Source organism: Streptomyces sp. CBMA29, assembly GCF_014596445.1.
Taxonomy (GTDB): domain Bacteria; phylum Actinomycetota; class Actinomycetes; order Streptomycetales; family Streptomycetaceae; genus Actinacidiphila.
The window spans coordinates 19,765-43,723 of sequence record NZ_MECL01000155.1; the positions used below are offsets into that span (position 1 = coordinate 19,765).

At 72.8% G+C, this 23,959-nt stretch carries 24 protein-coding genes; 14 read left to right on the forward strand and 10 right to left on the reverse strand.

Features of this window, described 5'->3' with window-relative positions:
- Nucleotides 1-72: 72 nt before the first annotated feature.
- On the reverse strand, nucleotides 73-894 hold the full coding sequence (locus BGM09_RS20710; protein ID WP_188283149.1) for a PhzF family phenazine biosynthesis protein: 822 nt from the start codon (nucleotides 892-894) through the stop codon (nucleotides 73-75).
- A gap of 203 nt (nucleotides 895-1,097) precedes the next feature.
- Between BGM09_RS20710 and BGM09_RS20715 the strand changes: the two genes are divergently transcribed.
- Entirely contained in the window at nucleotides 1,098-1,715 is a 618-nt protein-coding gene (locus tag BGM09_RS20715; RefSeq protein ID WP_188283150.1) for a PadR family transcriptional regulator, read from the forward strand.
- Nucleotides 1,716-1,783: 68 nt separating this feature from the next.
- Here the strand turns inward: BGM09_RS20715 and BGM09_RS20720 are convergent, their stop codons facing one another.
- A complete protein-coding gene (locus BGM09_RS20720; protein WP_317452802.1) occupies nucleotides 1,784-2,803 on the reverse strand; it encodes a LacI family DNA-binding transcriptional regulator in 1,020 nt (339 codons plus the stop codon).
- A gap of 247 nt (nucleotides 2,804-3,050) precedes the next feature.
- Here BGM09_RS20720 and BGM09_RS20725 point away from each other — a divergent pair, with 247 nt between their 5' ends.
- The gene (locus tag BGM09_RS20725) at nucleotides 3,051-5,270 is read left to right on the forward strand and encodes a glycoside hydrolase family 3 N-terminal domain-containing protein (protein ID WP_188283151.1); all 2,220 of its coding nucleotides are present in this window, start codon (nucleotides 3,051-3,053) and stop codon (nucleotides 5,268-5,270) included.
- A gap of 73 nt (nucleotides 5,271-5,343) precedes the next feature.
- Here BGM09_RS20725 and BGM09_RS20730 read toward each other — a convergent pair whose 3' ends face one another.
- Both BGM09_RS20730 and BGM09_RS20735 read right to left on the reverse strand, forming a co-directional pair.
- Entirely contained in the window at nucleotides 5,344-5,799 is a 456-nt protein-coding gene (locus tag BGM09_RS20730; protein WP_188283152.1) for an SRPBCC family protein, read from the reverse strand.
- 77 nt (nucleotides 5,800-5,876) lie between these two features.
- Complete coding sequence (locus BGM09_RS20735; RefSeq protein WP_188283153.1) at nucleotides 5,877-6,416, reverse strand: HAD domain-containing protein; 540 nt, start codon at nucleotides 6,414-6,416, stop codon at nucleotides 5,877-5,879.
- Nucleotides 6,417-6,511: 95 nt separating this feature from the next.
- On the opposite strand from BGM09_RS20735, the gene BGM09_RS20740 reads away from it, so the two are divergent.
- The 4 genes from BGM09_RS20740 (at nucleotide 6,512) to BGM09_RS20755 (ending at nucleotide 10,537) form a co-directional block, all read left to right on the forward strand.
- Nucleotides 6,512-7,411: a pyridoxal 5'-phosphate synthase gene (locus BGM09_RS20740; protein WP_188283154.1), complete on the forward strand. Its 900-nt coding sequence runs from the start codon at nucleotides 6,512-6,514 to the stop codon at nucleotides 7,409-7,411.
- A 110-nt stretch (nucleotides 7,412-7,521) separates the two neighbouring features.
- Nucleotides 7,522-8,037, forward strand: coding sequence for a Clp protease N-terminal domain-containing protein (locus BGM09_RS20745; protein ID WP_188283155.1), 516 nt, complete (start codon nucleotides 7,522-7,524; stop codon nucleotides 8,035-8,037).
- 12 nt (nucleotides 8,038-8,049) lie between these two features.
- Complete coding sequence (locus BGM09_RS20750) at nucleotides 8,050-9,009, forward strand: EamA family transporter (RefSeq protein WP_188283156.1); 960 nt, start codon at nucleotides 8,050-8,052, stop codon at nucleotides 9,007-9,009.
- 547 nt (nucleotides 9,010-9,556) lie between these two features.
- A complete protein-coding gene (locus tag BGM09_RS20755; protein ID WP_317452803.1) occupies nucleotides 9,557-10,537 on the forward strand; it encodes a DMT family transporter in 981 nt (326 codons plus the stop codon).
- A 4-nt stretch (nucleotides 10,538-10,541) separates the two neighbouring features.
- On the opposite strand, the gene BGM09_RS20760 is transcribed toward BGM09_RS20755, so the two are convergent.
- Together BGM09_RS20760 and BGM09_RS20765 are read right to left on the reverse strand one after the other, a co-directional pair.
- The gene (locus BGM09_RS20760) at nucleotides 10,542-11,228 is read right to left on the reverse strand and encodes an FMN-binding negative transcriptional regulator (protein ID WP_188283157.1); all 687 of its coding nucleotides are present in this window, start codon (nucleotides 11,226-11,228) and stop codon (nucleotides 10,542-10,544) included.
- A 10-nt stretch (nucleotides 11,229-11,238) separates the two neighbouring features.
- Nucleotides 11,239-11,913, reverse strand: coding sequence for a pyridoxamine 5'-phosphate oxidase family protein (locus tag BGM09_RS20765; protein ID WP_188283158.1), 675 nt, complete (start codon nucleotides 11,911-11,913; stop codon nucleotides 11,239-11,241).
- A 35-nt stretch (nucleotides 11,914-11,948) separates the two neighbouring features.
- On the opposite strand from BGM09_RS20765, the gene BGM09_RS20770 reads away from it, so the two are divergent.
- Nucleotides 11,949-13,298, forward strand: coding sequence for an aminotransferase class I/II-fold pyridoxal phosphate-dependent enzyme (locus BGM09_RS20770; protein WP_188283159.1), 1,350 nt, complete (start codon nucleotides 11,949-11,951; stop codon nucleotides 13,296-13,298).
- Here BGM09_RS20770 and BGM09_RS20775 read toward each other — a convergent pair.
- Nucleotides 13,289-14,434: a DMT family transporter gene (locus BGM09_RS20775; protein WP_188283160.1), complete on the reverse strand. Its 1,146-nt coding sequence runs from the start codon at nucleotides 14,432-14,434 to the stop codon at nucleotides 13,289-13,291. The genes BGM09_RS20770 and BGM09_RS20775 overlap by 10 nt on opposite strands.
- 72 nt (nucleotides 14,435-14,506) lie before the next feature.
- Here BGM09_RS20775 and BGM09_RS20780 point away from each other — a divergent pair, with 72 nt between their 5' ends.
- On the forward strand, nucleotides 14,507-15,412 hold the full coding sequence (locus BGM09_RS20780) for a LysR family transcriptional regulator (RefSeq protein WP_188283161.1): 906 nt from the start codon (nucleotides 14,507-14,509) through the stop codon (nucleotides 15,410-15,412).
- A 160-nt stretch (nucleotides 15,413-15,572) separates the two neighbouring features.
- On the opposite strand, the gene BGM09_RS20785 is transcribed toward BGM09_RS20780, so the two are convergent.
- Nucleotides 15,573-16,067, reverse strand: a complete 495-nt coding sequence (locus BGM09_RS20785; protein ID WP_188283162.1) for a pyridoxamine 5'-phosphate oxidase family protein — start codon at nucleotides 16,065-16,067, stop codon at nucleotides 15,573-15,575.
- Between the two features lie 143 nt (nucleotides 16,068-16,210).
- Between BGM09_RS20785 and BGM09_RS20790 the strand changes: the two genes are divergently transcribed.
- Nucleotides 16,211-16,840, forward strand: a complete 630-nt coding sequence (locus BGM09_RS20790; protein ID WP_188283163.1) for an isochorismatase family protein — start codon at nucleotides 16,211-16,213, stop codon at nucleotides 16,838-16,840.
- A gap of 229 nt (nucleotides 16,841-17,069) precedes the next feature.
- On the opposite strand, the gene BGM09_RS20795 is transcribed toward BGM09_RS20790, so the two are convergent.
- Together BGM09_RS20795 and BGM09_RS20800 are read right to left on the reverse strand one after the other, a co-directional pair.
- Entirely contained in the window at nucleotides 17,070-17,597 is a 528-nt protein-coding gene (locus BGM09_RS20795) for a Rieske (2Fe-2S) protein (protein WP_188283164.1), read from the reverse strand.
- A 76-nt stretch (nucleotides 17,598-17,673) separates the two neighbouring features.
- The gene (locus BGM09_RS20800) at nucleotides 17,674-19,821 is read right to left on the reverse strand and encodes a prolyl oligopeptidase family serine peptidase (RefSeq protein ID WP_188283165.1); all 2,148 of its coding nucleotides are present in this window, start codon (nucleotides 19,819-19,821) and stop codon (nucleotides 17,674-17,676) included.
- 30 nt (nucleotides 19,822-19,851) lie between these two features.
- On the opposite strand from BGM09_RS20800, the gene BGM09_RS20805 reads away from it, so the two are divergent.
- The 5 genes from BGM09_RS20805 (at nucleotide 19,852) to BGM09_RS20825 (ending at nucleotide 23,956) form a co-directional block, all read left to right on the forward strand.
- Entirely contained in the window at nucleotides 19,852-20,673 is an 822-nt protein-coding gene (locus BGM09_RS20805) for a HipA family kinase (protein WP_188283166.1), read from the forward strand.
- Nucleotides 20,634-21,053, forward strand: coding sequence for a DUF3037 domain-containing protein (locus BGM09_RS20810; RefSeq protein WP_188283167.1), 420 nt, complete (start codon nucleotides 20,634-20,636; stop codon nucleotides 21,051-21,053). Before BGM09_RS20805 ends, BGM09_RS20810 begins: the two co-directional genes overlap by 40 nt.
- Before the next feature lie 226 nt (nucleotides 21,054-21,279).
- Nucleotides 21,280-22,041, forward strand: a complete 762-nt coding sequence (fabG, locus tag BGM09_RS20815; RefSeq protein WP_188283168.1) for a 3-oxoacyl-ACP reductase FabG — start codon at nucleotides 21,280-21,282, stop codon at nucleotides 22,039-22,041.
- A 54-nt stretch (nucleotides 22,042-22,095) separates the two neighbouring features.
- Nucleotides 22,096-22,854, forward strand: a complete 759-nt coding sequence (locus BGM09_RS20820; RefSeq protein WP_188283169.1) for an SDR family oxidoreductase — start codon at nucleotides 22,096-22,098, stop codon at nucleotides 22,852-22,854.
- A 136-nt stretch (nucleotides 22,855-22,990) separates the two neighbouring features.
- On the forward strand, nucleotides 22,991-23,956 hold the full coding sequence (locus tag BGM09_RS20825; protein WP_188283170.1) for an aldo/keto reductase: 966 nt from the start codon (nucleotides 22,991-22,993) through the stop codon (nucleotides 23,954-23,956).
- The last annotated feature ends 3 nt before the right edge of the window (nucleotides 23,957-23,959 follow it).

Sequence of the window (23,959 nt, forward strand, 5' to 3'; positions counted from 1 at the left end):
CCTTGCGCCGGCGCTTACGGCGCTTACGGCACTTGCGGCCCCATGGCGCCTCGCTGTCGCGGCGCCGCGGCCCTACGGCACCGCGTGCAGTTCGCCGTCCACCACGGTGACCGCGGTGCCGGTCAGCAGCACCCGCTCACCGCGCACCCGGGTACGGACCAGCCCGCCGCGCGGGGACGCCTGGAAGCCGGTCAGCGTCGTGCGGCCGAGCCGCTGCGACCAGAACGGCGCCAGCGCGGTGTGCGCGCTGCCGGTCACCGGGTCCTCGTCGATGCCGACGGCGGGGAAGAAGCCGCGCGAGACGAAGTCGTATCCGCGTGAGTCGTCCTCGGCCGCCGCGGTGGCGATCACCCCGCGCCGCGAGTGCCGGGCGAGCGCCGCGAAGTCGGGCGCCAGCGCCCGTACGGTCTTCTCGTCGGTGACCTCGATCAGCAGGTCACCGCAGTCGGGGCCGGTGTCCAGCACGGTCAGCGGCTTGGCGCCGAGCGCCGCCGCGACACCCGTCGGCGCGGTCACCGGCGTGAGCGGGGCGGCCGGGAAGTCCAAGGTGATCGAGCCGTCCCCTGCCGCCTCCGCCGACAGCACACCCGCGCTGGTACGGAACCAGACCGTGCCCTTGTGCGCGCCGCTGGTGCGCAGCACATGAGCGGTGGCCAGCGTGGCGTGCCCGCACAGCCCCACCTCCGTGACCGGGGTGAACCAGCGCAGCGCCCAGTCCGCTTCCGGCGCGTCGGCCAGCCGGTGCGCGAACGCGGTCTCTGACAGATTCAGCTCCGCCGCGACCTGCTGAAGCCACCGGTCCGGCGGAAACTCCTCCGAGTCGAGCAGCAGCACCCCCGCCGGATTGCCGGTGAACGGGCGGTCGGTGAAGGCGTCGACTATTCGGATGCGCATGGCGAGAGCGTAGCGGCGCGCCCCACGCCCGGCGGGCCGTGTTCGGCGGATTCCGCTTCCGGTGACCGTGCCCGCTCCTGACCCGCGAGGAGCCTGCCCTGTCGCCCTTCCGCCGCAGCCCGCGACCTGGGGCCTTGCTATCCGAACAGTTCCGATATATCGTTGAGCCATCGCGAACGATCAACGATGAAAGGAGCGTCATCATGCGTTCCCAAGGACACGAACATGGACACCGCGGCCCCGGACATCACGGTTGGGGCGAGCGGGACGAGCGACGGTCGGCCTTCGGGCCGTTCGGACCGCCCTTCGGCGGGGGCCCCTTCGGGCCCGGCGGCCGGGGGCGCGGCGGACCGCGCGGCAGGGCACGGCGGGGCGACGTACGCGCCTCGATCCTGGCGCTGCTGAAGGACCGCCCGATGCACGGCTACGAGATGATCCAGGAGATCGCCGAACGCAGCGGCGGCGCGTGGAAGCCGAGCCCCGGCTCGGTCTACCCGACGCTGCAACTGCTGGAGGACGAGGGCCTGATCAGCAGCGCGAGCGAGGGCGGCAAGAAGCTCTTCACGCTCACCGACAACGGCAGGACAGAAGCCGACGCGGGCCCCGAGGCCCCGTGGGAGGACGCCGGCCGCGGCGTCGACTGGGATGCCATGAACGAGATCAGGAAGGCGGGCGGCGGTCTCATCGAGGCCTTCCGTCAGGTGTGGGCCACCGGCACACCCGAGCAGCGCGCGAAGGCGCTGACCGTGGTGAACGACGCCCGCAAGAAGCTCTACCTGATCCTGGCCGACGAGGACGTCACGGACCTCACCAAGGAGTGACGTCGGCGGTCACCGGGCGCCCGGTCCCGTACCGGCGCCGCCCGCAACTCACGAGTCGGCCCGGAGCGTCATGCTCCGGGCCGACTCGATCCGCGTATCAGGAGGCGGGTCGGGATGATCCGCGGCTCCGCCGTGTCGACCGGCGCCGCGTCGATCAGTTCGCGCAGCGCCTCCACGGCCGCCTCCCCGAGCCCGCGCTGGTCCTGCGCCACCGTGGACAGCGCCGGGCGCACCAGCGCTGCGGCGTCGATGTCGTCGAAGCCGACCACCGCCAGATCGCGCGGCACGGAAAGCCCGGCGTCCGCCGCCGCGTGCATCGCGCCGACCGCCATCTGGTCGCCCGCCGCGAAGATCGCCGTCGGCGGCTCGGCCACCGCGAGCAGCCTGCGGGCCGCCGCCTCGCCGCTGTCGAGGAAGAAGTCGCCCTCGGTCACGTACCGCGGCGGCACCGGGAGCCCCAGCCGGGCGCAGGCACGCTCGTAGCCCGCCAGCCGCTCGGCGGCCGGGGGAAGGTGCAGCGGCCCGGTGATGGTGGCGATCCTGCGGTGTCCCAGCGCGTACAGATGCTCCACCGCCGCCTCCGCGCCCGCCGCGTTGTCGGAGCTGACCCGTACCGTTCGCGGCCCGGTGAACGCGGTGTCGATACCCGCGCAAGGCACGGCGGACGCGGCCAGGACGCGCAGGCAGCGGTCGTCGGCGGGGGTGGTCAGCACGATGACGCCTTCGAGATTGTGCCGCCGCACCGCTTGCAGATGCGCGGCGTCCGGGTCCTCGGGGCCCGGCGTCGTCAGCAGCATCAGGTGGTAGTCCGCCTCGGACAGCGCGGTGCGCACCGCGCTCAACAGGCCGAGCAGAAAAGGGTTGTGGAGTCCCTGCGCCTCCTGCCCGCTGTCCCAGATCAGACCGATGGTGTCCGAGCGGCGCCTGACCAGAGTGCGGGCCGGTTCATTGGGCGAGTAGCCCAACTCGATCGCCAGTTGCCGGATTCGCGCGCGGGTGGCCTCGCTCACCTCGGCGCGGTCGTTGAGAGCCCGGGATACGGTGGCGGTGGACACACCACTGCGGCGGGCGAGTTCACGAATGTTCACGGCGTACCTGATTCTGCGCGAGGGGAACAACGTGGAAACTTGGGACAGGCGAAAGGTGACTCCTGCGTACAGTCTTGACGATCAGTCAAGGCGAGGACAGACTTCCGGCCGATCGGAAACGTTTACGGCACTAGGTCCCGCAACCCGCCGGGACCCCGACAGGAACGGGACGCCTGCGATGCCTACGAACGCACGACGACGACCACGCCTCAGAATCATTCTGACACTCGCCACCGCCGCAGCGTGTGTGGCCGCGGTCGCTTCCGTACCGGCGGAGGCCGGGGACAATCCGACGTACACCAACGCGAAAGCACCGGTCGACGTCCGGGTGAAGGATCTGCTGAAGCGGATGACACTGGCCGAGAAGATCGGTCAGATGGACCAGATCTCCGTGGTCAGAATGCAGGGCGACTGCGAGTGGAGCGGTGGCGAATTCACCGAATCCTGCATGAAGAGCGTGCTTCTCGACAACGCGGCCGGATCCGTACTGTCCGGGGGCGGCGCGGGACCGGCGGTCAACACGCCTGAGAACTGGGCGAAGATGGTCAACGCGGTGCAGAAATACGCCGTCGAGAAATCCCGGCTGCACATCCCGGTCATCTACGGCGTCGACGCCGTGCACGGTCACAACAACGTGCTGGGTGCCACGATCTTCCCGCAGGAGATCGGCCTCGGCTCCGCCTGGGACCCGAAGCTGGCCAAGGACTCCGCCGCCTCCACCGCCAAGGCGGTCGCGGCCACCGGCATCGACTGGAACTTCGCGCCGGTCACCGACATCGCGCGCGACCAGCGCTGGGGCCGCTACTACGAGACCTTCGGCGAGGACCCGCTGCTCGCGGGCACGCTCGCCGCCGCGGCGGTCGACGGCATCGAGGGCGCCAACGGCGCCAAGAACGTCGCCGCGACCGTCAAGCACTTCCCCGGCTACGGCGAGCCCGGCAACGGCCACGACCGCGTGCCCGGCGACGTCTCGATGCGCTACCTCCAGGACACGCTGCTGCCGTCGTACAAGCAGGCCATCGACGCGGGCGCGCAGTCGGTGATGATCAACTCCGGTGCTGTCAACGGCATTCCGGCGACCGCCTCGCACTACCTGCTCACCGATGTGCTGCGCAAGCAGTGGGGCTTCGACGGCGTCGAGGTCAGCGACTGGGCCGACGTCGCCGCGTTGCAGACCGCGTACCACGTCGCCGCCGACTACCCCGAGGCGATCGCCAAGGCCGTCAACGCGGGCCTGGACATGGCGATGGAGCCGTACGACGCGCAGGGCTGGAGCACCGGCCTGAAGACCGCCGTGCAGCGCGGCCTGGTCACCGAGAAGCGCATCGACCAGTCCGTGTCCCGCATCCTGAGGATGAAGTTCGAACTCGGCCTGTTCGAACACCCCTACGTGGACGCCTCGAAGGCCAACGGCCGGGTGCTCGGCGCCGACACCGCGCTGGCGCGGCAGGCGGCCGACGCGTCGCAGGTGCTGCTGCGCAACGACGGCAATGTGCTGCCGATCTCGTCCTCCGCCAAGAAGATCGTGGTCGCCGGTTCCTACGCCGATGACATCAACGACCAGGTCGGCGGCTGGACGGTGGGCTGGCAGGGCGTGCCCGACGGGGTGACGCTGCCCGGCACCACCGTGCTCCAGGGCATCAAGAAGGCGGCGCCCTCCGGTACGAAGGTCGTCCAGGCCACGACCGCGGACGACGCGGTGGCGCAGGCCAAGAACGCCGACCTGACCGTGGTGGTCGTCGGCGAGAAGGCGGCGGCCGAGGGCGCGGCGGACAGCCCGCGGCCCGAACTGACCGCCGACCAGGTGGCGTTGGTGAAGTCCCTGAAGGCGACCGGCAAGCCGGTGGTCACCGTGGTGCTCGCCGGACGCCCGCTGGTGCTCGGCGAGGCGGACGGCACCCAGGGCCTGTTGATGTCCTGGCTGCCCGGCAGCGAGGGCGGCAACGCCGTCGCCGACGTGCTGTTCGGCAAGGTCAACCCGAGCGGCCGGCTCAACGCGACCTGGCCCAAGGACATCGGCAACGAGCCGATGTACTACCAGCAGTTGCCCGGCACCAACGGCGGCCCCGAGTCCTTCGTCGACGCCGCCTACCCCTTCGGGGCGGGCCTGTCCTACACCGCCTACGGCTTCGACTCGGTCAAGGCCGACTCGTCCACCGTGCGGGCCCGGGACACCGTCCACCTGAAGGTGAAGGTCTCCAACTCCGGTCACCGTGACGGCGATCTGGTGGTGCCGGTGTTCGTGTCGCAGCCGTCGAGCGACGTGCTCGCCCCGTCCCGGAAGCTGGTCGCCTTCACCAAGGTGCACCTGAAGGCCGGGCAGTCCCGTACCGTCGCGCTCGACGTGCCGCCGAGCCGTCTCGCGGTCACCCCTGGTGACGTCAACGGCGCGGGCAAGCAGGAGGTGGCACGCGGCGCCTACGTCTTCACGGCGGGGACGCAGACCGCCACGGTGACGGTCCGCTGATCCACGCTCGTCGCCGGACCGTGCGAGGGACGACCCCCTCGTGCGGCCCGGCGCTTCGCGTACGGGCCGGCCGTCACGCGCCCGGCGCGGGGGGCTCCGCCGGTTCGACGAGCCCGGCGATGGCGCGCAGCGAGTCGTTGAGCGCGGTCGTCGCCGAGTCCTTCAGCTTGCCCGCCATGAGGGAGACGGCGGCCCCGGTGAAGGTGCCGTCGATCCGTACCTCGGTGGCGTCGCCGTCGGGCGTGAGCGCGTACCGCATCCCGAGGCTCACCCCCATCGGCCCCTTGCCGCTGCTGCCCAGCACCCGCTCGGGCTCCAGCTCGTCGACCGTCCAGGTCACGTCCGCGGGGAAGCCCATCATCCGCAGACTCTCCTGGTACGTGGCCCCGGCCGTCAGCGACCGCGGGCCGCCGTCCGGGAAGGCGGTGTGGGTGGCGTTCCACTCGCCGTAGGAGGAGAAGTCGGTCAGCAGGTCCCAGATCTTCCCTGCGGGGGCCGCGATACGCGCCTGTGCGGAGACTTCGGCCATGCGATCACTCCCTGAGTACCGGTCCACTCCCTGAGTACCGGTCGTGCCGCGCACCGTAACCGCGGGCGCCGCAACACTCAATACTGATGGACTGTCAGATATGGCGAGTGCGGCCTGCCGACGCTGCGCGACAGCGTCGGGGGAGCGGCCAGCAGCCGGTTCACATGCGCCCACGGCAGACCGTGCGCCGGATTGACCGGCAGCAGCAGCCGGTCAGGACGGAACCTGGCCCTGCGGACCAGACGGCGCGGGATCACGTCGTCGGTCCAGGCGAAGGGGCGGCCCGCCGCGTACCGCAGGATCGGCGCCCACTTGCGCGCCGAGTACCGCTCCGCCTCGCGCGGCGGCGGATCGCCGGGCCGCGGCCGGTAGCCGCTGAATTCCACCACCGGCAGCGGCGGCAGACCCAGGCGCGGGGCTATGTGCGTGTTCGCCTCGTGCTCCCAGGTGGTCGCCCACACGAGGTCGTACATATCCGCCAGTTCGCGCAACCACACGCCGTGCCTGGCGGACAGCAGCACGGTGTGGGTCAGGATGTCGTGCACGGTGAAGTCCGGCGAGGGCAGCACCGGATTGAGCACGCCGTCGACATCCAGGAAGAGCAGCGGTCGGACCATGGAACTCCTTCCCCGGCGGCGGGGCAGGTCGGTGTTTGTCGCCAGAGAGGGACGAGGCGACGGCCGGTACGGTTGCGGGTCGGACGGGAGGACATATGCGCGAAGACGACGGTCCGGCTACCCCCGACGGCGGAAGCGACGCGTCAGCCGGGGGCGCGTCACCCGATGATGCGGCACCCGGCGGGGCGGCAGTCGGTAATGCGCCGCCGGACGAGGCGGTACCCGGCGGGCCGGGACACGGCCGTACGTCGCCCGGCGACCCCACGCCGGGCGACGCGGCGCTGCTCGCCAGGCTGCGGGCCGCCCCCGTACTGGCCGGGCCGCTGCCGGAATTCGACCCGGCCGACGCACCCGACAGCCCCGGCCCGCTCTTCGCGACCTGGCTGGAACTGGCGCTTGCCGACGCGCTGCCGGAACCGCACGTCATGACGCTCGCCACGGCCGCCGCCGACGGCACGCCCAGCGCCCGCGTCCTGATGCTGCGCGGCGTCGACACCGACGACTGCGCCTTCGACTTCGCGTCCGACGCGGTCAGCCGCAAGGGCCGCGACCTGGCCGCGAACCCCGTCGCCGCGCTGACCTGGTACTGGCCCGCGCACGGGCGGCAGATCCGGATGACGGGACCGGTCGACGTACTGGACGAGGAGACCGCCCGGCGGGACTTCCTCGGCCGCTCCCCGGCCTCCCGCGCCGCCGGCTTCATCGGGCGGATGAGCGGCCCGCTGACCGGAGCGATGGAGTACGAGCGGGCGCGCGCCGCGGCGGACGCCCTGGTGGCCGCGGAACCGGAGCGGATTCCCGAGGGCCACACCGTCTACCGGCTGCGCGCCCGGGAAGCGGAGTTCTTCCAGGCCGACCCCGGCCGCTTCCACGTGCGGCTGCGGTACACCCGCTCCGATCAGGCGGGGAAGGGCGGGGACAAGCCCGGCGACGGGGACACGGACGCAAACGGGGACACGGACGGCGGCTGGACCCGGACCCTGCTGTGGCCGTGACTCATCCCTGGGGATGACGCGGGAACCGGCCAACCCCCTCCACGGGCGGAGGCACGGATGGCCCCCGGTGCGGATGCGCCACACCGGGGCCGCCTGATGAGGTGGATGGCGTGTACAGCAACCACGGGCCGCCGCTCGACCTGAGCCACCTCGCGGACGACCTCCGCCTCACGGTCGAACTGCGTTCCGTGGCGGCCAGCGCGCGCCGCCGGGCCACGCGCGACGCCGACCAGCAGATCGACACCGCCCACCTGCTGCACTCCCTGCTGGAGATCGACCCCCTGGCGCGGGCCGCCTGCGACGCAGGGACCGGCCAGGTCGTCCGCGTGCTCGGCTACCTGGTGCAGCGCAGCATCGGCTACGGGCTGCGCTGGCGCGGCACCGTCGAGGACTCCGGCGCGCTGCCCACCGTCCAGGCCGTCGCCGGCACCGGCTGGAGCCCGTCCGCCGCCGCCGCGATGCGCAACGCCGTCGCCCTCGCCCGCCGCCGTGGCCGCACCCAGGCCGACGGCATCGACCTGCTCGACGCGCTCGCCTCCGACCCCGAATGCCGCGCCGTGGACGTGCTGCGCGCCGCCGGACTCGACGTCAGCGGCTACCGGGATGACGGTCCTGTCGCGAGCTGACATCATGACTCGATGCACGTAACTCAGCGGCGAAACGGGGGCCTCGGGCTCGCTCTGGTGTCCGCCTTCGCCTTCGGCGGCTCGGGCGTCGCCGCCAAACCGCTGATCGAATCAGGGCTCGACCCGCTGCACGTGGTCTGGATGCGCGTCGCGGGCGCCGCGCTCATCCTGCTCCCCGTCGCCCTGCGCCACCGCGAACTGCCCCGCCGCAGGCCGGGACTGATCCTCGGATTCGGCCTCCTCGGCATCACCGGCTGCCAGGCCCTGTACTTCGTGGCCATCTCCCGCATCCCGGTCGGCGTCGCCATCCTCGTCGAATTCCTCGGCCCCGCCCTGCTGTTGGGCTGGGTCCGCTTCGTCCAGCGCCGTCCCGTCAGCCGGTCCGCCGCCCTGGGCGTCGTCCTGGCCATCGCCGGCATGGCGGCCGTCGTCGAGATCTGGTCCGGCCTGGCCTTCGACCCGCTCGGCCTGCTCCTCGCCTTCGGCGCCGCCTGCTGCCAGGTCGCCTACTTCGTCCTCGCCGACGACGGCGCCGAGCGCGGGGACGCGCCGGAACCCATCGCCGTCATCGCCTACGGCCTCCTCGTCGGCACCGTCGTCCTCTCGGTCGTCGCCCGCCCCTGGAACATCGACTGGGCGATCATCTGGCAGCAGTCCGCGCTCGGCGAGCGCGAGGTCCCCGCCGTTCTCCTCGTCGCCTGGATCGTCCTCGTCTCCACCGTCGTCGCCTACCTCGCCGGTGTCCTCGCCGTCCGCCGCCTCACCCCTCAGATCGCCGGGGTCGTCGCCACCCTCGAAGCCATCGTCGGCACCGTCCTCGCCTGGGTCCTCCTCGACGAGCACCTGGGCGCCGCCCAGGTCGTCGGCGGCGCCCTCGTCCTGGCGGGAGCCTTCACGGCCCAGACGGCGAGCCGCGCCAAGCCGGCGGCGACGCCGGACCCGCTCCCGGAACCGGACCTGGCCGACGCCTGAGCCCTCCCGGGGGGTTCGCCGCCGGGTCACCGCAGGGCGGTGGGGTGCGTCGGTAGCTCAGCTCTGCGGCGAGCCCCCCCGTGGGGGCGCCTTGGGTAAGGGAGCCGTTGCGGCGGACGGTTGTGCGTGAGCTCACTGTGGCGGCGAACCGTGCGTGGGAGCCCCCTTGCGCAAACTCACCGCGATCCCCTCTTTTTGCCGCCCTCTCGCCTCCGGCGGCTTAAATCCGGTGTCGACGGTCGATCGTGCTCGCTCCCTCGTTCCTCGGTCACTGTGCGCGTTCTCCCTTTCGACACCGGCGCCGCCTTTGGCTCGCTGGCTACCGGCGAACCCACCTACGCAGAGGTGCCCCAGGGGTGCGCGTAAGCTCTCCCCATGCATCTCACCGTTCTCCCGCCTCCTGCCGTCTGACGCGGGCGGCGACATTTCGGAAGACCTGGGGCCGGACCCGGCGCGGTGACTCGCGTTCGAGGTGAACGGCCGGGTCGTCGCTGTCCGCATATGGCGACCGGCGACCTCACCCCACCTCTTCCGCGGGAGAATTCTCGTGTCACTCACGCATGTCCACACCCCGGCCGACGCTGCCCTGTCGACGAACCGGGGCCTGATCTATGTCGTTTTCGCGGCCACCGCCTGGGGCACGGCGGGCGCCGCGGCGGCGCTGTTGTACGACGGGAGCGGGCTCGGCCCGCTGTCGCTGACCTTCTGGCGCGCGGTCGGCGGCTTTCTGCTGCTGTTGGCGGTACGCGCGGTGCGTCCGGCCGCCGCGGTGCGGGTGGTGCGGGCGGAGCCGCGGCGGCGCAAGGCGGTGCGGATCCTGGTCACCGGCGCGGGGCTGACGCTCTTTCAGGCCGCGTATTTCTGCGCGGTGAAGTCCACCGGGCTGGCCGTGGCCACGGTGGTGACGCTCGGCTCGGGCCCGGTGCTGATCGCGGTCGTGGCGCGGCTGGCGATGGGGGAGCGGCTCGGGCGCGGCGGTACGGCGGCCGTGGCGGGCGCGCTCGGCGGCCTCGCGGTGCTGGTGCTGGGCGACGGCGGCACGGGCGTACGGCCGCTCGGTGTGCTGCTCGCGGTGCTGTCCGCCACGGGGTACGCGGCGATCACGCTGCTCACCCGGTGGCTGGGGCGCACCGGCTCCGCGGGCGACCCGCTGGACACCTCGCTGTGGTCGTTCGGCATCTGCGCGGTGGCGCTGCTGCCCGCGGCCTGGGCCGAAGGGCTGTTGCCGCAGGCGGCGGGGCTCGGCCGTACGGTGCTGCTGCTCTGCTATCTGGCGTCGGTCCCGACGGCCGCCGCGTACGGGCTGTACTTCGCGGGCGCCGCGGTGCTGCGGGCAGCGACCGTCTCGGTGATCGCCCTGATCGAACCGGTCTCGGCGGCCGTCATCGCCGTGGCACTGCTCGGTGAACACCTCACGGCCGCGACGGTGACCGGCACCGTGATCCTGCTGGTGGCCGTGACCGGTCTCGGTCTTGAGGAGGCCAGGTCCGCGTCGGCGGCGCGGAGGGCGGCGCCCGTCGTGGGGTGAGCCCTCAGGCGCCGGTCCCGGCGTCGGCCGCCGCGGACAGGCGGCGGATCTGATGGGTACGGGCCGCCGCGTCGTGCGGCCCGTCCCGGTCCGCGAGCAGGTCCATCACGCGCCGCCGCAACTGCTCCGGCTTGTTGCCGCCGTACTTGAACTTCGCCCGTACGTCGGTGACGTCGAGGCGCACACCGCGGATGCCGGGCAGCATGCGTCCGAACGGCTCCTGGCCAGGTTCCACGGGCGCGGTGCCGCCTCGCGGCTGGAAGTGGCCGACCTGGCGTCGCAGGAGGTCGGCCTTGAGCTGGGGGTCGTCCACGATGTGGGCGGTGCAGTACAGCAGGACTGCGGTGTAGAAGCTGGTGGGTGTGCCGTGTTCCGTGGGGGCGCCCTCGGGCGTGTGCCAGGGGCCGGGGATGAACGTGTAGTCGTCCACGACACTGAGCGTGACCCGCGGGCTTGCCTCCAGCGCTCGCCAGATCGGGTTCGGGCGGGCGAGGTGCGTGACGGCCTCGCCCAGCCCGGCCGGGCCGGGACCGTCGGCGCCGGCCCGCGGGTCGTAGGCGAAGTGCAGCGGCTGGACGAACGGCGGCTCTCCGTCGAGGCCGTTGACGGTGAGCTGGCCGAAGTCGTGTACGGCCAGCCACTCCCGCCACTCGCTGTCGGAGGTGGGCGCGTCCCAGGGGTGGATCAGCATGCCGCGGCCCTCACTTTCGCGGCCGGCCGGGCAGGTAGCCGGGCAGCGGTATCGACGGGTCGAGGTCGTCCGCCGGGATCGGGGCGCCGTAGGTCCTGGCGACCGGGACCACGCCGGTCCAGTAGGGGAGCGAGACGTCCTCCGGCTCGTCGTTGGGGCCGCCGGTGCGGAGCTTCGCCGACACCTCCAGCAGGTCGAGCCGGATGACGGCGGTGGCGGCCAGCTCCTTCGCGTCCGCCCGGCGGGAGTCGGCGGCGCGTCCGGGCACGGCCTGCTCGACGATCGCGTCCAGCGCGAGCGACCGCTCGGCCGGGTCGGTCACCTGGTGGGCGATGCCGTGCACCACCACCGAGCGGTAGTTGATCGAGTGGTGGAAGGCGGAGCGGGCCAGCACCAGGCCGTCGACGTGGGTGACGGTGAGGCAGACCGCGAGCCCGTCGTCGGCCCGTGCCCCGCGCAGCGGCCGGGACCCGGTCGAACCGTGTACGTACAGCCGCTCGCCCGACCTGGCGTAGAGCGTCGGCAGCACGACCGGCGCGCCGTCCCGGACGAAGCCGAGGTGGCACACATAGCCCTCGTCCAGGATGCCGTGCACCATCTCCCGGTCGTACGCGGCGCGTTCGCGGCTGCGGGTCGGGACGGTGCGGTCGGTGGGCGGATATCCGACGGGAGGTGCGGAGGCCATGGCGAGATCCTTTGCACTAGTGCATAATAAGGTTTGTGCTAGGAGATTACCGGATCACAGGTCGGGGCGCATCGGATATCGCCGCCAGCGTCGAGAGCGCGGTCGGCACGGGTGCGCTGCGGCCCGGTGAGGCGCTGCCGCCGCTGCGGGCGCTGGCCCAGGAGTTGGACGTCAACCCGAACACCGTGGCCGCCGCCTACCGGCTGCTGCGCGACCGCGGGGTGATCGAGACGGCGGGGCGGCGCGGTAGCCGGGTCCGGTCGCGGCCCGCCACCGCGCCCCGCGACGAGATCCGGATCGACGTCCCGGCGGGCGTCCGCGACATCGCCTCCGGCAACCCCGACCTCGCACTGCTGCCGCCGCTCGACGGTGCGCTCGCCGCCGCCGCTGCCCGCCACGCGGAGGCCCCCGCGCTCTACGGGGCCGTCCCGGTCGATCCCGAACTGGCGGCGGCGGCCCGCGCCGCGTTCGACGCGGACGGCGTTCCCGGCGGGCCGATCGGCATCACCTCCGGCTCGCTCGACGCCATCGAGCGCGTCCTGGCCGCCCATCTGCGGCCCGGCGACGCCGTGGCCGTCGAGGACCCCGGCTGGGGCAGCACCCTCGACCTCGTCCCGGCGATGGGGCTGCGCGCCGTCCCGGTTGGAGTGGACGACGAGGGACCGCTCACCGAGGACGTGGCACGGGCCCTGCGGGCGGGCGCGCGGGCGCTCGTCGTCACCGACCGGGGGCAGAATCCGACCGGCGCGGCCGTCTCGGCCGCCCGCGCCCGCGAGTTGCGCGCCCTGCTCGCCGGCCACCGGCAGGTGCTGGTCATCGACGACGACCACGTACACGGTCTTGTCGACCTGCCGCTGCACTGCCTGTCCGGGGTCACCGACCACTGGGCGCTGGTCCGCTCCACCGCCAAGGCGTACGGCCCCGACCTGAGGCTCGCGCTCTACACCGGCGACGCCGTGACCGTCGACCGCGTGCGCGGGCGGCACCGCCTCGGCGCCGGATGGGTCAGCCACCTGCTACAACGGGCCGTCGTCCACCTCTGGGAGTCCGGCGCCGTCGATCCGGCCCGCACCGCGCGGTCCTACGGCGAGCGGCGCGACGGGCTGGTGCGGGCCCTGGCCGAGCGCGGGATCACCGCGCACGGCCGCAGCGGCATGAACGTATGGGTGCCGGTCAGTGACGAGACCGGCGCGGTGGCCGGACTGCTCCAGCGCGGCTGGGCGGTGGCGCCCGGCGCCCGCTTCCGGCTGGCCTCCCCGCCGGGCATCCGGCTGACCGTCTCCGCGCTCGCCCCCGCCGACGTCCTCCCGCTGGCCGACGCCGTCGCCGCCGTACTGCGCCCGGCGGGGCCGGGCACGGCGTCAGGCGCGGGCCGCTACGGCTGAGCCCTGACGGCCGTCACGGGTACGTTCGCTCCGGGCTCGGCCGCGGACCGGGGCTCCGCGGCGGGCAGCGCGTCCTCCGTCCGTATCAGTGTCTGGAGCTGGACCTCGGCCGCCACGGGTACGGCGACCATTTCCGGTTCCGGTTCCGGTGTGGGCACGGCCTTGGGGCGGCGCTGGGTGAGGGCCGCGCCGACCAGGATGACGGCGGCGCCGAGCGGCTCGTTCCAGCTCAGTGCCTCGCCGAGCAGCAGGACACCGGCGGCGGTGGCCACGATCGGGATGAGGTAGGTGACCATCGAGCCGATCGTCGGCCCCTTCTCCGCGACCAGGCCGTACTGGATGAGGAAGGCGAAACCGGTGCCGAGCGCGCCCAGCGCCAGCACCGACAGCACCGACGTGAGCGGATACGAGTCGGGCATCGACGTGAAGAACGGTGTGACCAGCAGCAGTTGCGCGGTGCCGATGCTCAACTGGCTCGCGGACATCGCCAGGTGGGAGCTGCCTGTGCCGGACAGGGTGCGGCGCACGTACGCCCAGCCGACCGCGTAGCTGAAGGCCGCGGTGAGCGCCATGATCGTGCCCTTGGGGTCCTGTCCCGAGAAGCCCTGCCAGGCGCCGAGCACGGTCAGCACGCCGATGAAGCCGAGGCCGACACCCGCGAAGCGCTGCCGCGAGGGCCGGTCCTCCGACAGCGCGACCACGGACACCAGCATCGAGAACAGCGGCGTCGCCGCGTTGCATATCCCCGCCAGCATCGACGGGATGGTCTGCTCGGAGTAGGCGAACAGCGAGAACGGCAGCGAATTGAGCAGGACCGCGGCGACCGTCAGGTGCAGCCAGACGCGCGGTCCGCGCGGCAGCCGCTCGCGCTTGACCGCGACGGCCACGGCCAGCACCGCCGTGCCGAAGACCATCCGGCCGAGGGTGACCTGGAGGGGCGCGAACGCCTCGTTGCCCACCTTCATGAACAGGAAGCTGAAGCCCCAGACCAGGCCGAGCGCGGCGAAGCGGATCCGCCAGTCGACGGTCCCGCGCGGTATCCGGCGCGAGGTCCGGACGGAGCGGGGCGAAGAGGAGGCGGGTGTCGGGGAGACGGGAGCGGAAGCGGCTGTCCTGGGCTCGGCGGATGCGGTCATGCGACTACGATGACGCGTTCGACCTCGTAGAACAAGCGAGAATTTGTACACGGACGATGTAGGATCACTAACATGTTGAGTCTGGAGCGCCTGCGCGTCCTGCACGCCATCGACACCTACGGTTCGGTGTCCGCCGCGGCGGACATGCTGAGCGTGACGACCTCGGCCGTGTCGCAGCAGATGGCGAAGCTGGAGCGGGAGACCGGCCAGTCGCTGCTGACGAAGAACGGCCGGGGCGTGCGGCTGACCGACGCGGGACGGCTGCTGTCCGGGCACGCCGACCGGATACTGTCCCTGGTCGAGCTGGCGCACGCCGACCTGGAGGCGCACCGGGGCGCCGCCGTCGGCGAACTGCGGACCGGCGCGTTCCCCACCGCCGTCCGCGGCCTGTTCCCCGAGGCCCTGACCGCGCTGCGGCGCGAGCACCCGCAGCTCAGGACCGTTGTGCACGAGCTGGAGCCGCAGGAGTCGCTGGCCCGGCTGGCCCGCGGCGACATCGACCTCGCGGTGGTCCTCGACTGGTACAACAAGCCGTTGTCGCTGCCCGGCGGCCTCGCCAAGGCGCCGCTCGTCGACGACATCGTCGACATCGCGCTGCCCGTGGGGCACCGGCTGGAGGGCTGTGACCAGATCGAGCTGGACGAACTGATCGACGAGGACTGGATCGCCTGGCCCGACGGCGGCTTCTGCAACGAATGGCTGCTCTTCACCCTGCGCGGCAAGGGCATCGAACCGCGGATCGCGCACCACGCCGAGGAACACGCCACCGTGCTCGCCCTCGTCGCCGCCGGTTTCGGCGTCGCCGTCATGCCCCGCCTCGGCCGCGACCCGATGCCCGGAGGCGTCCGTATCGCCCCGGTCCAGCACACCATGCGCCGCCATGTCTACGCCGTCTGGCGCGAGGACGCGGACCGCCGCCCCGCCATCCGCGTGGCGGTCGAGGCTCTGCGCCGCTCGGCGGGACGCGTGGGCGACTGACCCCCGGCGAAGCAGCGCGGCCCGTAGTCCGGTCCCGAGCCCGGTCCGCAGTCCGGTCCTGAGCGCGGCCCGTAGTCCGGTCCCGAGCGCGGTCCGCAGTCCGGTCCCGAGCCCGGCCTGAAACGCGGTCCGACAGTGAGGCTCGCGCCGCTCGGCGGATTCAGGAACGCCCCGGCTCCGGCCGCGCCGCCGCGGCGGCCATCTTCGTGAAGTCCCACGAGACGACCCGCTCCGGTGTCAGCCGCAGCCACGCGTGCCGCCCGTCGTGCGGCATCTCGGACAGGCCGAAATTCCGCTCGGAGAAAAGGCGTTCCGGTGTGTCGAGTTCGGGGTGCGGCACGCCGGTACGCGGGGCCTCGCCGACGAATTCGACCGTCCCGGACAGCTCGACGCCGCGCAGTTCGCCGTAGTCCTCGCCGTCGTCCACGACCACGGCGATCCGCGGGTCGCGCCGCAGGTCGGCCCAACGGCGGCTGCGGACCAGGGAGTAGAGCCAGAGCGAGGTGCCGTCCCAGGCGAACCACAGGGCGCCCGCGTGCGGACGGCCGTCCGGCGAGACGGTGGCGACCCGGCAGGTGCGGTGCCCGGCGAGGAAGGCGTCGATCTCGGCCGGGCCCATCATGATCCTGCGGCCCCGACGCTGGATGGCGGTCATGGCACCTCCGTGCGCATCGCCCATCGCTGACGAAGAGCTGATCTCACATCAGATCCTCCGCCCGGAATCATCCGGCACCGCGCCGCAAGGGTCCAGACCCTGATCCCTTCCGATCTGACGGACCGTCAATTATGGTGCGCGCCATGACCTCCGCCGACCGCCTCGCCGCACTGCTGGGGCCCGCGACCACCGCGCTGCTCACCGTCGAGTGCCAGCGCGGTGTGGTCGGGCGTGACAGCGCGCTGCCCGAACTGGCCGCCGCGGCACGCGACTCGGGCGCGCTGGACCGCGTCGGCGGACTGGTCGCGGGCGCGCACGCCGCGGGCGCCGCCGTCCTGCACGCCGTCGCGATCCGCCGCCCGGACGGGCGCGGAGCCAACCGCAACGCCCGGCTGTTCCGCGCCGCCGACCGGCTGCCGGTCAAGCAGCTCGACGGCACCGACGCCGTACGGCTCACCGAGGAGATCCCGGTCGCCGACACCGACCTGACGGTCACCCGGCTGCACGGCCTCTCGCCGATCGCGGGCACCGACGTCGACGCGCTGCTGCGCAACCTCGGCTGCCGGACCCTGATCGTCACCGGGGTCTCGCTCAACATCGCGATCCCCAACGCGGTCTTCGACGCCGTCAACCTCGGCTACGACGTGGTGCTGCCCGCCGACGCCGTCGCCGGAGTCCCCGCCGACTACGCGGCGGCCGTCGTCCGGCACACCCTGTCGCTGGTCGCCACGGTGACGACGACCGACGACATCCTGGCCGCCTGGAGACAGTGACACGGTCGCCACAACACCACGGCGACGGCGCGCTGTTGGCCGCGTCCGGCACCGGTCGCCCCACGTCACCCGGCACCGGACGCGGCACCCACCCGCCGCGCCCGGCGCCGCAGCCGACGACGTAGCCCCGTAAGCCCGCAAACCCGTAAGCCCGCAGCCCCGTAAGCCCGTTGACCCGTAAGGGCACAGACCCGTAAGCCCGTACGCCGTCGCCGTACGTCCGTCCCGATCAGCTACCGAGCATCACCTGGTCGCCCGACACCGTCACGTTCTCCGTAGGCAGGGGCTTTGTCGCCGGGCCGCTGGCGACGCTGCCGTCGGCCACGTGGAACTTGCTGCCGTGGCAAGGGCAGTTGATCGTGCCGTCGGACACGCTGCCGACCTGGCAGCCCAAGTGGGTGCAGGTCGAGGAGAACGCCTTGTACTGCCCGGCGGTCGGCTGGGTGACGACCACCTTCTGGTCGGCGTAGATCTTCCCGCCGCCGACCGGGACGTCCGAGGTCTTGCCGAGCGCGGTGCCGCCGCCACCGGCGGCGGACGAGGTGGGCGCCGTGCCCGCGTCCGACGTGGTGGGGTCCGCGCCGGCCGAGGTCGTCGGCGCCCCGGCGTCCGACGGCGACGAGGAGTCGGAGGCCGCGTCCGACGAGCCGTCCGAACTGCCGCAGGCGGCCAGGGCCGCGGCGAGTCCCACGCCGCCCGCCGCCGCTACGAAGCCGCGACGCGTGGGAGGCACGGAGAATCGGGGGGTCTCTGCCATGAGGTGCGTCCTGTCCGTTCGTGGGGCCGGGCGGCGGAGGGACACCGCCCGGCAGCGTGGTGTCACGCGTGCTGTCTCATACGGGCGTCCGCTCCGGAACGTTCAACGCCGCACGCAAGAAGTTCACCTGGTGCCTCAGGAGTCCCTCCACCACCGTCTCGTCCGTCGGCGAGTGCGTGACGTTCGACAGCGGCAGCACCTGGTGCGGGCGGTGCGCCGCCAGCAGGGCCGCCGACATCCGCAGCGTGTGCGCCACCACCACGTTGTCGTCGGCCATGCCGTGCACCAGCAGCAGCGGGCGCCGCAGGTCCGCGGCCTCGCCGATCGGCGACGAGCGGTCGTACGCGGCGGGCTCCTCGTCCGGGTGGCCGAGGAAACGCTCCCGCCAGTGCGTGTCGTACAGCCGCTGGTCGCTCGGCGCCGCGCCGCTGACCGCCGCGTGGAAGACCTCGGGCCGGCGGATCACCGCGGCGGTGGCCAGCGTGCCTCCGTACGACCAGCCGCGGATCCCGACCCGCCCGAGGTCGAGGTCGGGGCAGTGCTCGGCCGCCGCGCGCAGGGCCGTGACCTGGTCCTCGATCGGCGCGCTGAGCGAGTCGCCGCGCACGGTCTTCTCCCAGGCCGGGCCGCGCGCCGGTGTGCCGCGCCCGTCCGCGACGACCACCGCGAAGCCCTCCTCGGCGAACCACTGCGCCTCGTACATCGGCCAGCCCCCGCCGCGCGTCACCAGCCGCATCGCGGGGCCGCCGTAGGAGGCGACCAGCACCGGCAGCGGCTCGCCGCCCCGCTCGTACCAGGACGGCAGCAGCAGCGCCGTACGGATCTCCAGCTCACCGGCCCGCAGCCAGGTCACGCGCGGGGTCAGGACGGGCTCCGCGGCCAGACACGCGACCTCCGTGTCCTGACCGCCGTCGCGCAGCAGCGTCGTGCGGTGGCCGCGCTCGGTGCGGGAGTCGAGCAGCAGCGTGCCGCCCGCGCGCAGGCCGGTGTGCACGCCGGGACCGGCGCTGAGCCGTACCGGGCCGCGCTCGCGGTCGTACGACCACAGGTGCTCCTCGGTCGGCTCGTCGCAGGCCGTGAAGAGCACCGACTCGCCCGACGCGCCGAGCACTTCGCGCACGTGCAGGCCGTCCGGCGTCACCGGCTCGCCGCCGACCGTCAGCCGCCGGGACCCGCCGGTGTCCGCGGTGTGCACCAGCGCGCCGGACGCGGTCCTGGCGGGCGTGCCGGGGATCAGTTGCACCCACGCCGGGTCGCGCTGCTCGTGCAGCGGCCGTGTCCCGCCGCTGCCGGGGTCGGCGGCGAGCACCCGTACCGTCCGCTGGTCCCGGCTCTGGACGGCCAGCAGCGGGCCGTGCGCGTCCCAGTCCGCGCTCGTCAGATATTCGTACGCCGCGCGGTCCCAGCGGACCTCGGTGCGCGTCCCGTCCAGGCCCAGCACGTGCAGCGAGACGTCGGCGTTGGCCGTGCCAGCCGTCGGGTAGGGCACCGCGCGCGGCGGCTTGGCGGGATCGGCCGGGTCGGAGATCCACCAGCGTCGGACGGGGGCGGTGTCGACGCGGGCGGTCAGGACCGCGGCGCCGTCGGGCGACCACCAGTAGCCGCGGTACCGGTGCATCTCCTCCGCCGCCACGTGCTCGGCGAGCCCGTACGTCACGTCCGCGGTCTCCGGCGCGGCGAGCAGCAGATCGGCGCCGCCGTCGAGGTCGGCCACGCGCAGCGCGCCCTGCGTCACATACGCCACGCGCCGCCCGGCCGGGTCCGGCCGCGGGTCGACCACGGGCCCCGCGGTGGCGACCTGGCGCGCCGCGCCGCCGTCGGTCCGCACCGTCCACAAGCCGCCGTCCAGCGCGAAGACGACGGTACGCGCGGCGGCGTCGGTGGCGTACGCGACGATGCCGCCGCTGCGTTCCCTGGCCCGCTCGCGCCTGACCAGCTCGGCTTCCGGCACCTCGCCCGGCGCGGCGCCGAGAGCGTCCGGGTCGACCAGCAGCCGCTCCTCGCCGTCCGCGAGCAGCCACAGACAGCTCGTACGGTCCTCGCCGCCGCGGGTGCGCAGGAAGAGCAGCGTCCCGCCGTCGGGGGAGAGGGTGAAGGAGCGGGGCACGCCGAGCGAGAAGCGCTGGGTGCGGGCGAGTTGGCGGGGCAGGTCGCCGGAAGGGGTACGGAGCGGGTCGCGCGCCGGGTCGCGCGAGAGGTCAGGTGCCGGGTTATCGGTGTCCATGAGGGGACTCTGGCCCATTAACCTGGGGCGATGTTGAGAGAAGTGACGGGCATCCGCTATGTGACGCCGCTGCGCGAGGGCGGCTCGGTGCCCGGTGTCGTCGAGGCCGACGATCTCGGTACGTACGTCGTGAAGTTCACCGGCGCGGCCCAGGGCCGCAAGGCGCTGATCGCCGAGGTGATCGCGGGCGAGCTGGCCAGGCGGCTGGGGCTGCGGGTGCCGGAGCTGGTGCGCTTCCACTTCGATCCGGCCATCGCGCCCGGCGAGCCCGACCAGGAGATCCAGGATCTGCTGAGGGCGAGCGGCGGGCTCAATCTCGGAATGGACTTCCTGCCCGGATCTCTCGGCTTCGATCCACTGGTCTTCCCCGTGGACACCGCGGAGGCGAGCCGTATCGTCTGGTTCGACGCGCTCATCGGCAACGTCGACAGATCGTGGCGGAATCCTAACATGCTGGTCTGGCACCGGGACTTGTGGCTGATCGACCACGGCGCCTCGCTGATCTGGCACCACAACTGGCGTACGGCGCAGGCCGCTTCCGACAAGCCGTATGCCGCCGCCGACCACGCGCTGTCCCGCTTCTCGCCCGATCCGGCCGCGGCGGCGGCCGAGTTGGCGCCACTTGTGACCGACGCGCTGCTCACCGAGGTCACCGCGCTGGTCCCCGACGAGTGGCTGACCGACGAGGCGGGATTTGACTCGCCCGACGACGTACGCCGCGCCTACCGCGAGCTGCTGCTGGCCCGCGCCGGGGACGTACACCTGCGGACCACGCTCGCGCCCCGGCAGGAGGAGAAACAGCCGCCGCCGGAATGGCTGCGGACCTGGGTCGAGGGGAAGAACGCCCAGTGACCGGCCGGGACGTCTTCGAGTACGCGCTGGTGCGCGTGGTGCCGCGGATCGAGCGCGGCGAGATGATCAACGCGGGCGTGCTGGTGTACTGCCGTGCGCAGGGCTTCGTCGGGGCCCGTGTGCACCTGGACGAGGCGAGGCTGCGCTGCCTGGACGCGGAGGTGGACGTGCTCGGCGTGCGGGTGGCGCTGCGCGGCTACGAGGACATCTGCGAGGGCGGCGAGCGGGCGGGGCAGGCGGCGGGGGACGACCCCGGACGCCGTTTCCGCTGGCTCACCGCGCCGCGCAGCACCATCGTGCAGCCGGGCCCGATCCACACCGGTCTCACCGCGGACGCGGCCCGGGAGGCGGACCGGCTGCTGGAGCTGTTGGTGCGCTGAAGCCCGCCGGCGGGTCCGGGGCGCCGTACGCGAGCAGTGCCGTACGCCGGTCGGGCCCTTCGCGGCGCGCGGAAAGCCGTGCCCTGAGCCACATCGGCCGTGGTGGCGTTGACACAGGGTCACGGCGCTCCTACGGTTTCGGCAACGGGACCTACTAAGCGGTCGCTCATGTGCCAGGCGCGGGCCGGGCACGGACGGCGCCGCACCACAGGGCTGAGGAGATCAGATGTCCACCACCGAGCAGCGCGTCGCGATCGTCACCGGTGCCGCGCGCGGAATCGGCGCCGCCACCGCGGTGCGCCTGGCCGCCGAGGGCCGCGCCGTCGCCGTACTCGACCTCGACGAGAGCGCCTGCAAGGACACCGTCGAGACGATCACCGCGGCGGGTGGCAAGGCCATCGCGGTCGGCGCCGACGTGTCCGACGAGGCGCAGGTCGAGGCGGCCGTCGCCAAGGTGGTCCAGGAACTGGGCGCGCCGACGATCCTGGTGAACAACGCGGGCGTGCTCCGCGACAATCTGCTGTTCAAGATGAGCGCGTCCGACTGGGACACGGTCATGAACGTGCATCTGCGCGGCGCCTTCCTGATGACCCGCGCCGTCCAGAAGCACATGGTGGACGCCGCGTTCGGCCGCGTCGTCAACCTCTCCTCGTCCTCCGCGCTCGGCAACCGCGGCCAGGTCAACTACTCGGCCGCCAAGGCCGGTCTCCAGGGCTTCACCAAGACCCTCGCCTTCGAACTCGGCAAGTTCGGCGTCACCGCCAACGCCGTCGCGCCCGGCTTCATCGCCACCGACATGACCGCCGCCACCGCCGCGCGCGTCGGCATGGGCTTCGACGACTTCAAGGCCGCCGCCGCCACCCAGATCCCCGTCCAGCGGGTCGGCGACCCCGACGACGTCGCGAACGCCATCGCCTTCTTCACCGGCGAGCAGGCCGGTTTTGTCTCCGGCCAGGTCCTGTACGTGGCCGGTGGCCCGCTCGACTGACGCGCGCCGCGTCGACCGAGTGACCCACAACCGACAGGCCGGAGGCCCCAGACCATGACCCAGCCCCCCGACAGCGGGCGCGTCGCCCTCGTCACCGGCGCGAGCCGGGGCATCGGCTACGGCATCGCCGAAGCCCTCGTCGCCCGCGGCGACCGGGTGTGCATCACCGGGCGCAACGAGGACGCGCTCAAGGAAGCCGTCGAGAAGCTCGGCGCCGACCGCGCCATCGGCGTCGCGGGCAAGGCCCACGACGAGGCGCACCAGGCCGTCGCCGTGGAACGCACCATGGAGGCGTTCGGCCGCGTCGACTACCTCGCCAACAACGCGGGAACCAACCCGGTCTACGGGCTGCTCGCCGACCTCGACCTCGGCGTCGCCCGCAAGGTGTACGAGACCAACGTCATCTCCGCGCTCGGCTTCGCCCAGCGGACGTGGAAGGCGTGGCAGAAGGAGAACGGCGGCGCGATCGTCAACGTCGCCTCCGTCGCGGGCCTCGCTCCCTCGCCGCTCATCGGTGCCTACGGCATCAGCAAGGCCGCGATGATCAACCTCACGGTGCAGCTCGCCGCGGAGATGGCGCCCGGCGTCCGGGTCAACTCCGTCGCGCCCGCCGTGGTGAAGACGAAATTCGCCGCCGCGCTGTACGAGGGCCGGGAGGCGGAGGCCGCGGCCGCGTATCCGCTCAGGCGGCTCGGTCTGCCCGAGGACATCGGCGGCGCCGCCGCCTTCCTGCTGTCCGACCAGGCGAGCTGGATCACCGGGCAGAATCTCGTCCTCGACGGCGGGCTCTTCCTCCAGGCGGGGGTCGCCTGAGGGGCGTTGGCCGGACAAGAGCCGTACGCGAGGGCTTGCCTTCGTCCGTACTCCAACGTGCACAGTCCTCGTGCGGGTGGCCGGGACGGTCGCCCGCACAAGGACTTCCCACGTTACGGATTTACGGAGACCGCACATGCGATATCGCACACTCGCAGGAGGCCAGGGGCCCGAGGTCAGCGCCCTGTGTCTGGGCCTCCTGCCGTTCGGCACGACCGTGGACGAAACCACGGCCTTCGCGATCCTGGACCGTTTCGCCGAGGCGGGCGGCACCTACGTCGACACCGCCAACAACTACGCGGCCTGGGTTCCCGGCGGCACCGGCGACGAGAGCGAACTGCTGCTCGGCCGCTGGCTGCACAGGCGCGGCGCCCGGGACCGTACCGTCGTCGCCACCAAGGTCGGCGCCCGGCCGCCCGTCGGATCGACCGCCGTGTGGCCGAACGCCTGGGAAGGGCTGTCGGCCAAGGTGATCGAGGCCGGGATCGAGGGCAGCCTGCGGCGGCTGGGCACCGACCACGTCGATGTGTACTACGCGCATGTCGAGGACCGCGACGTGCCGATGGCCGAGACCGTCCAGGCATTCGCGGACGTCGTGCGCGGCGGCAGCACCCGCGTCCTGGGGTGCAGCAACCACGCCGCCTGGCGGGTCGGCGCGGCCCGGCAGTACGCCGCCGACCACGGGCTGCCCGGCTACACGTGCGTGCAGCAGCGCTACACCTACCTGTGGCCCGTGCCGGGCGGCGAGTGGGGCGCGCAGTGGTACGCCCGCGACGACATGCAGGATCTGGTCGCCTCGAACGACGACATGACGCTGATGGCGTACGGGCCGTTGATGAGCGGCGCCTACACCCGCACCGACAAGGAACTCCTCGCGCAGTACGACCACGCCCTGTCGCACCGCAGGCTCGAAGTGCTGCGGGAGGTCGCGGCCGAGTCGGGCGCGACGCCCAACCAGGTCGTCCTGGCCTGGCAGATGGGCGGCGCGCTGCCGGTGGTCCCTGTCGTCGGTGTGAGCAGCCTCGCGCAGCTCGAAGAGGCTCTGGGCGCCGTCGAGTTGGACCTCGACCCGGAGCTGCGCGCCCGGCTGGACGCGGTCTGAGTC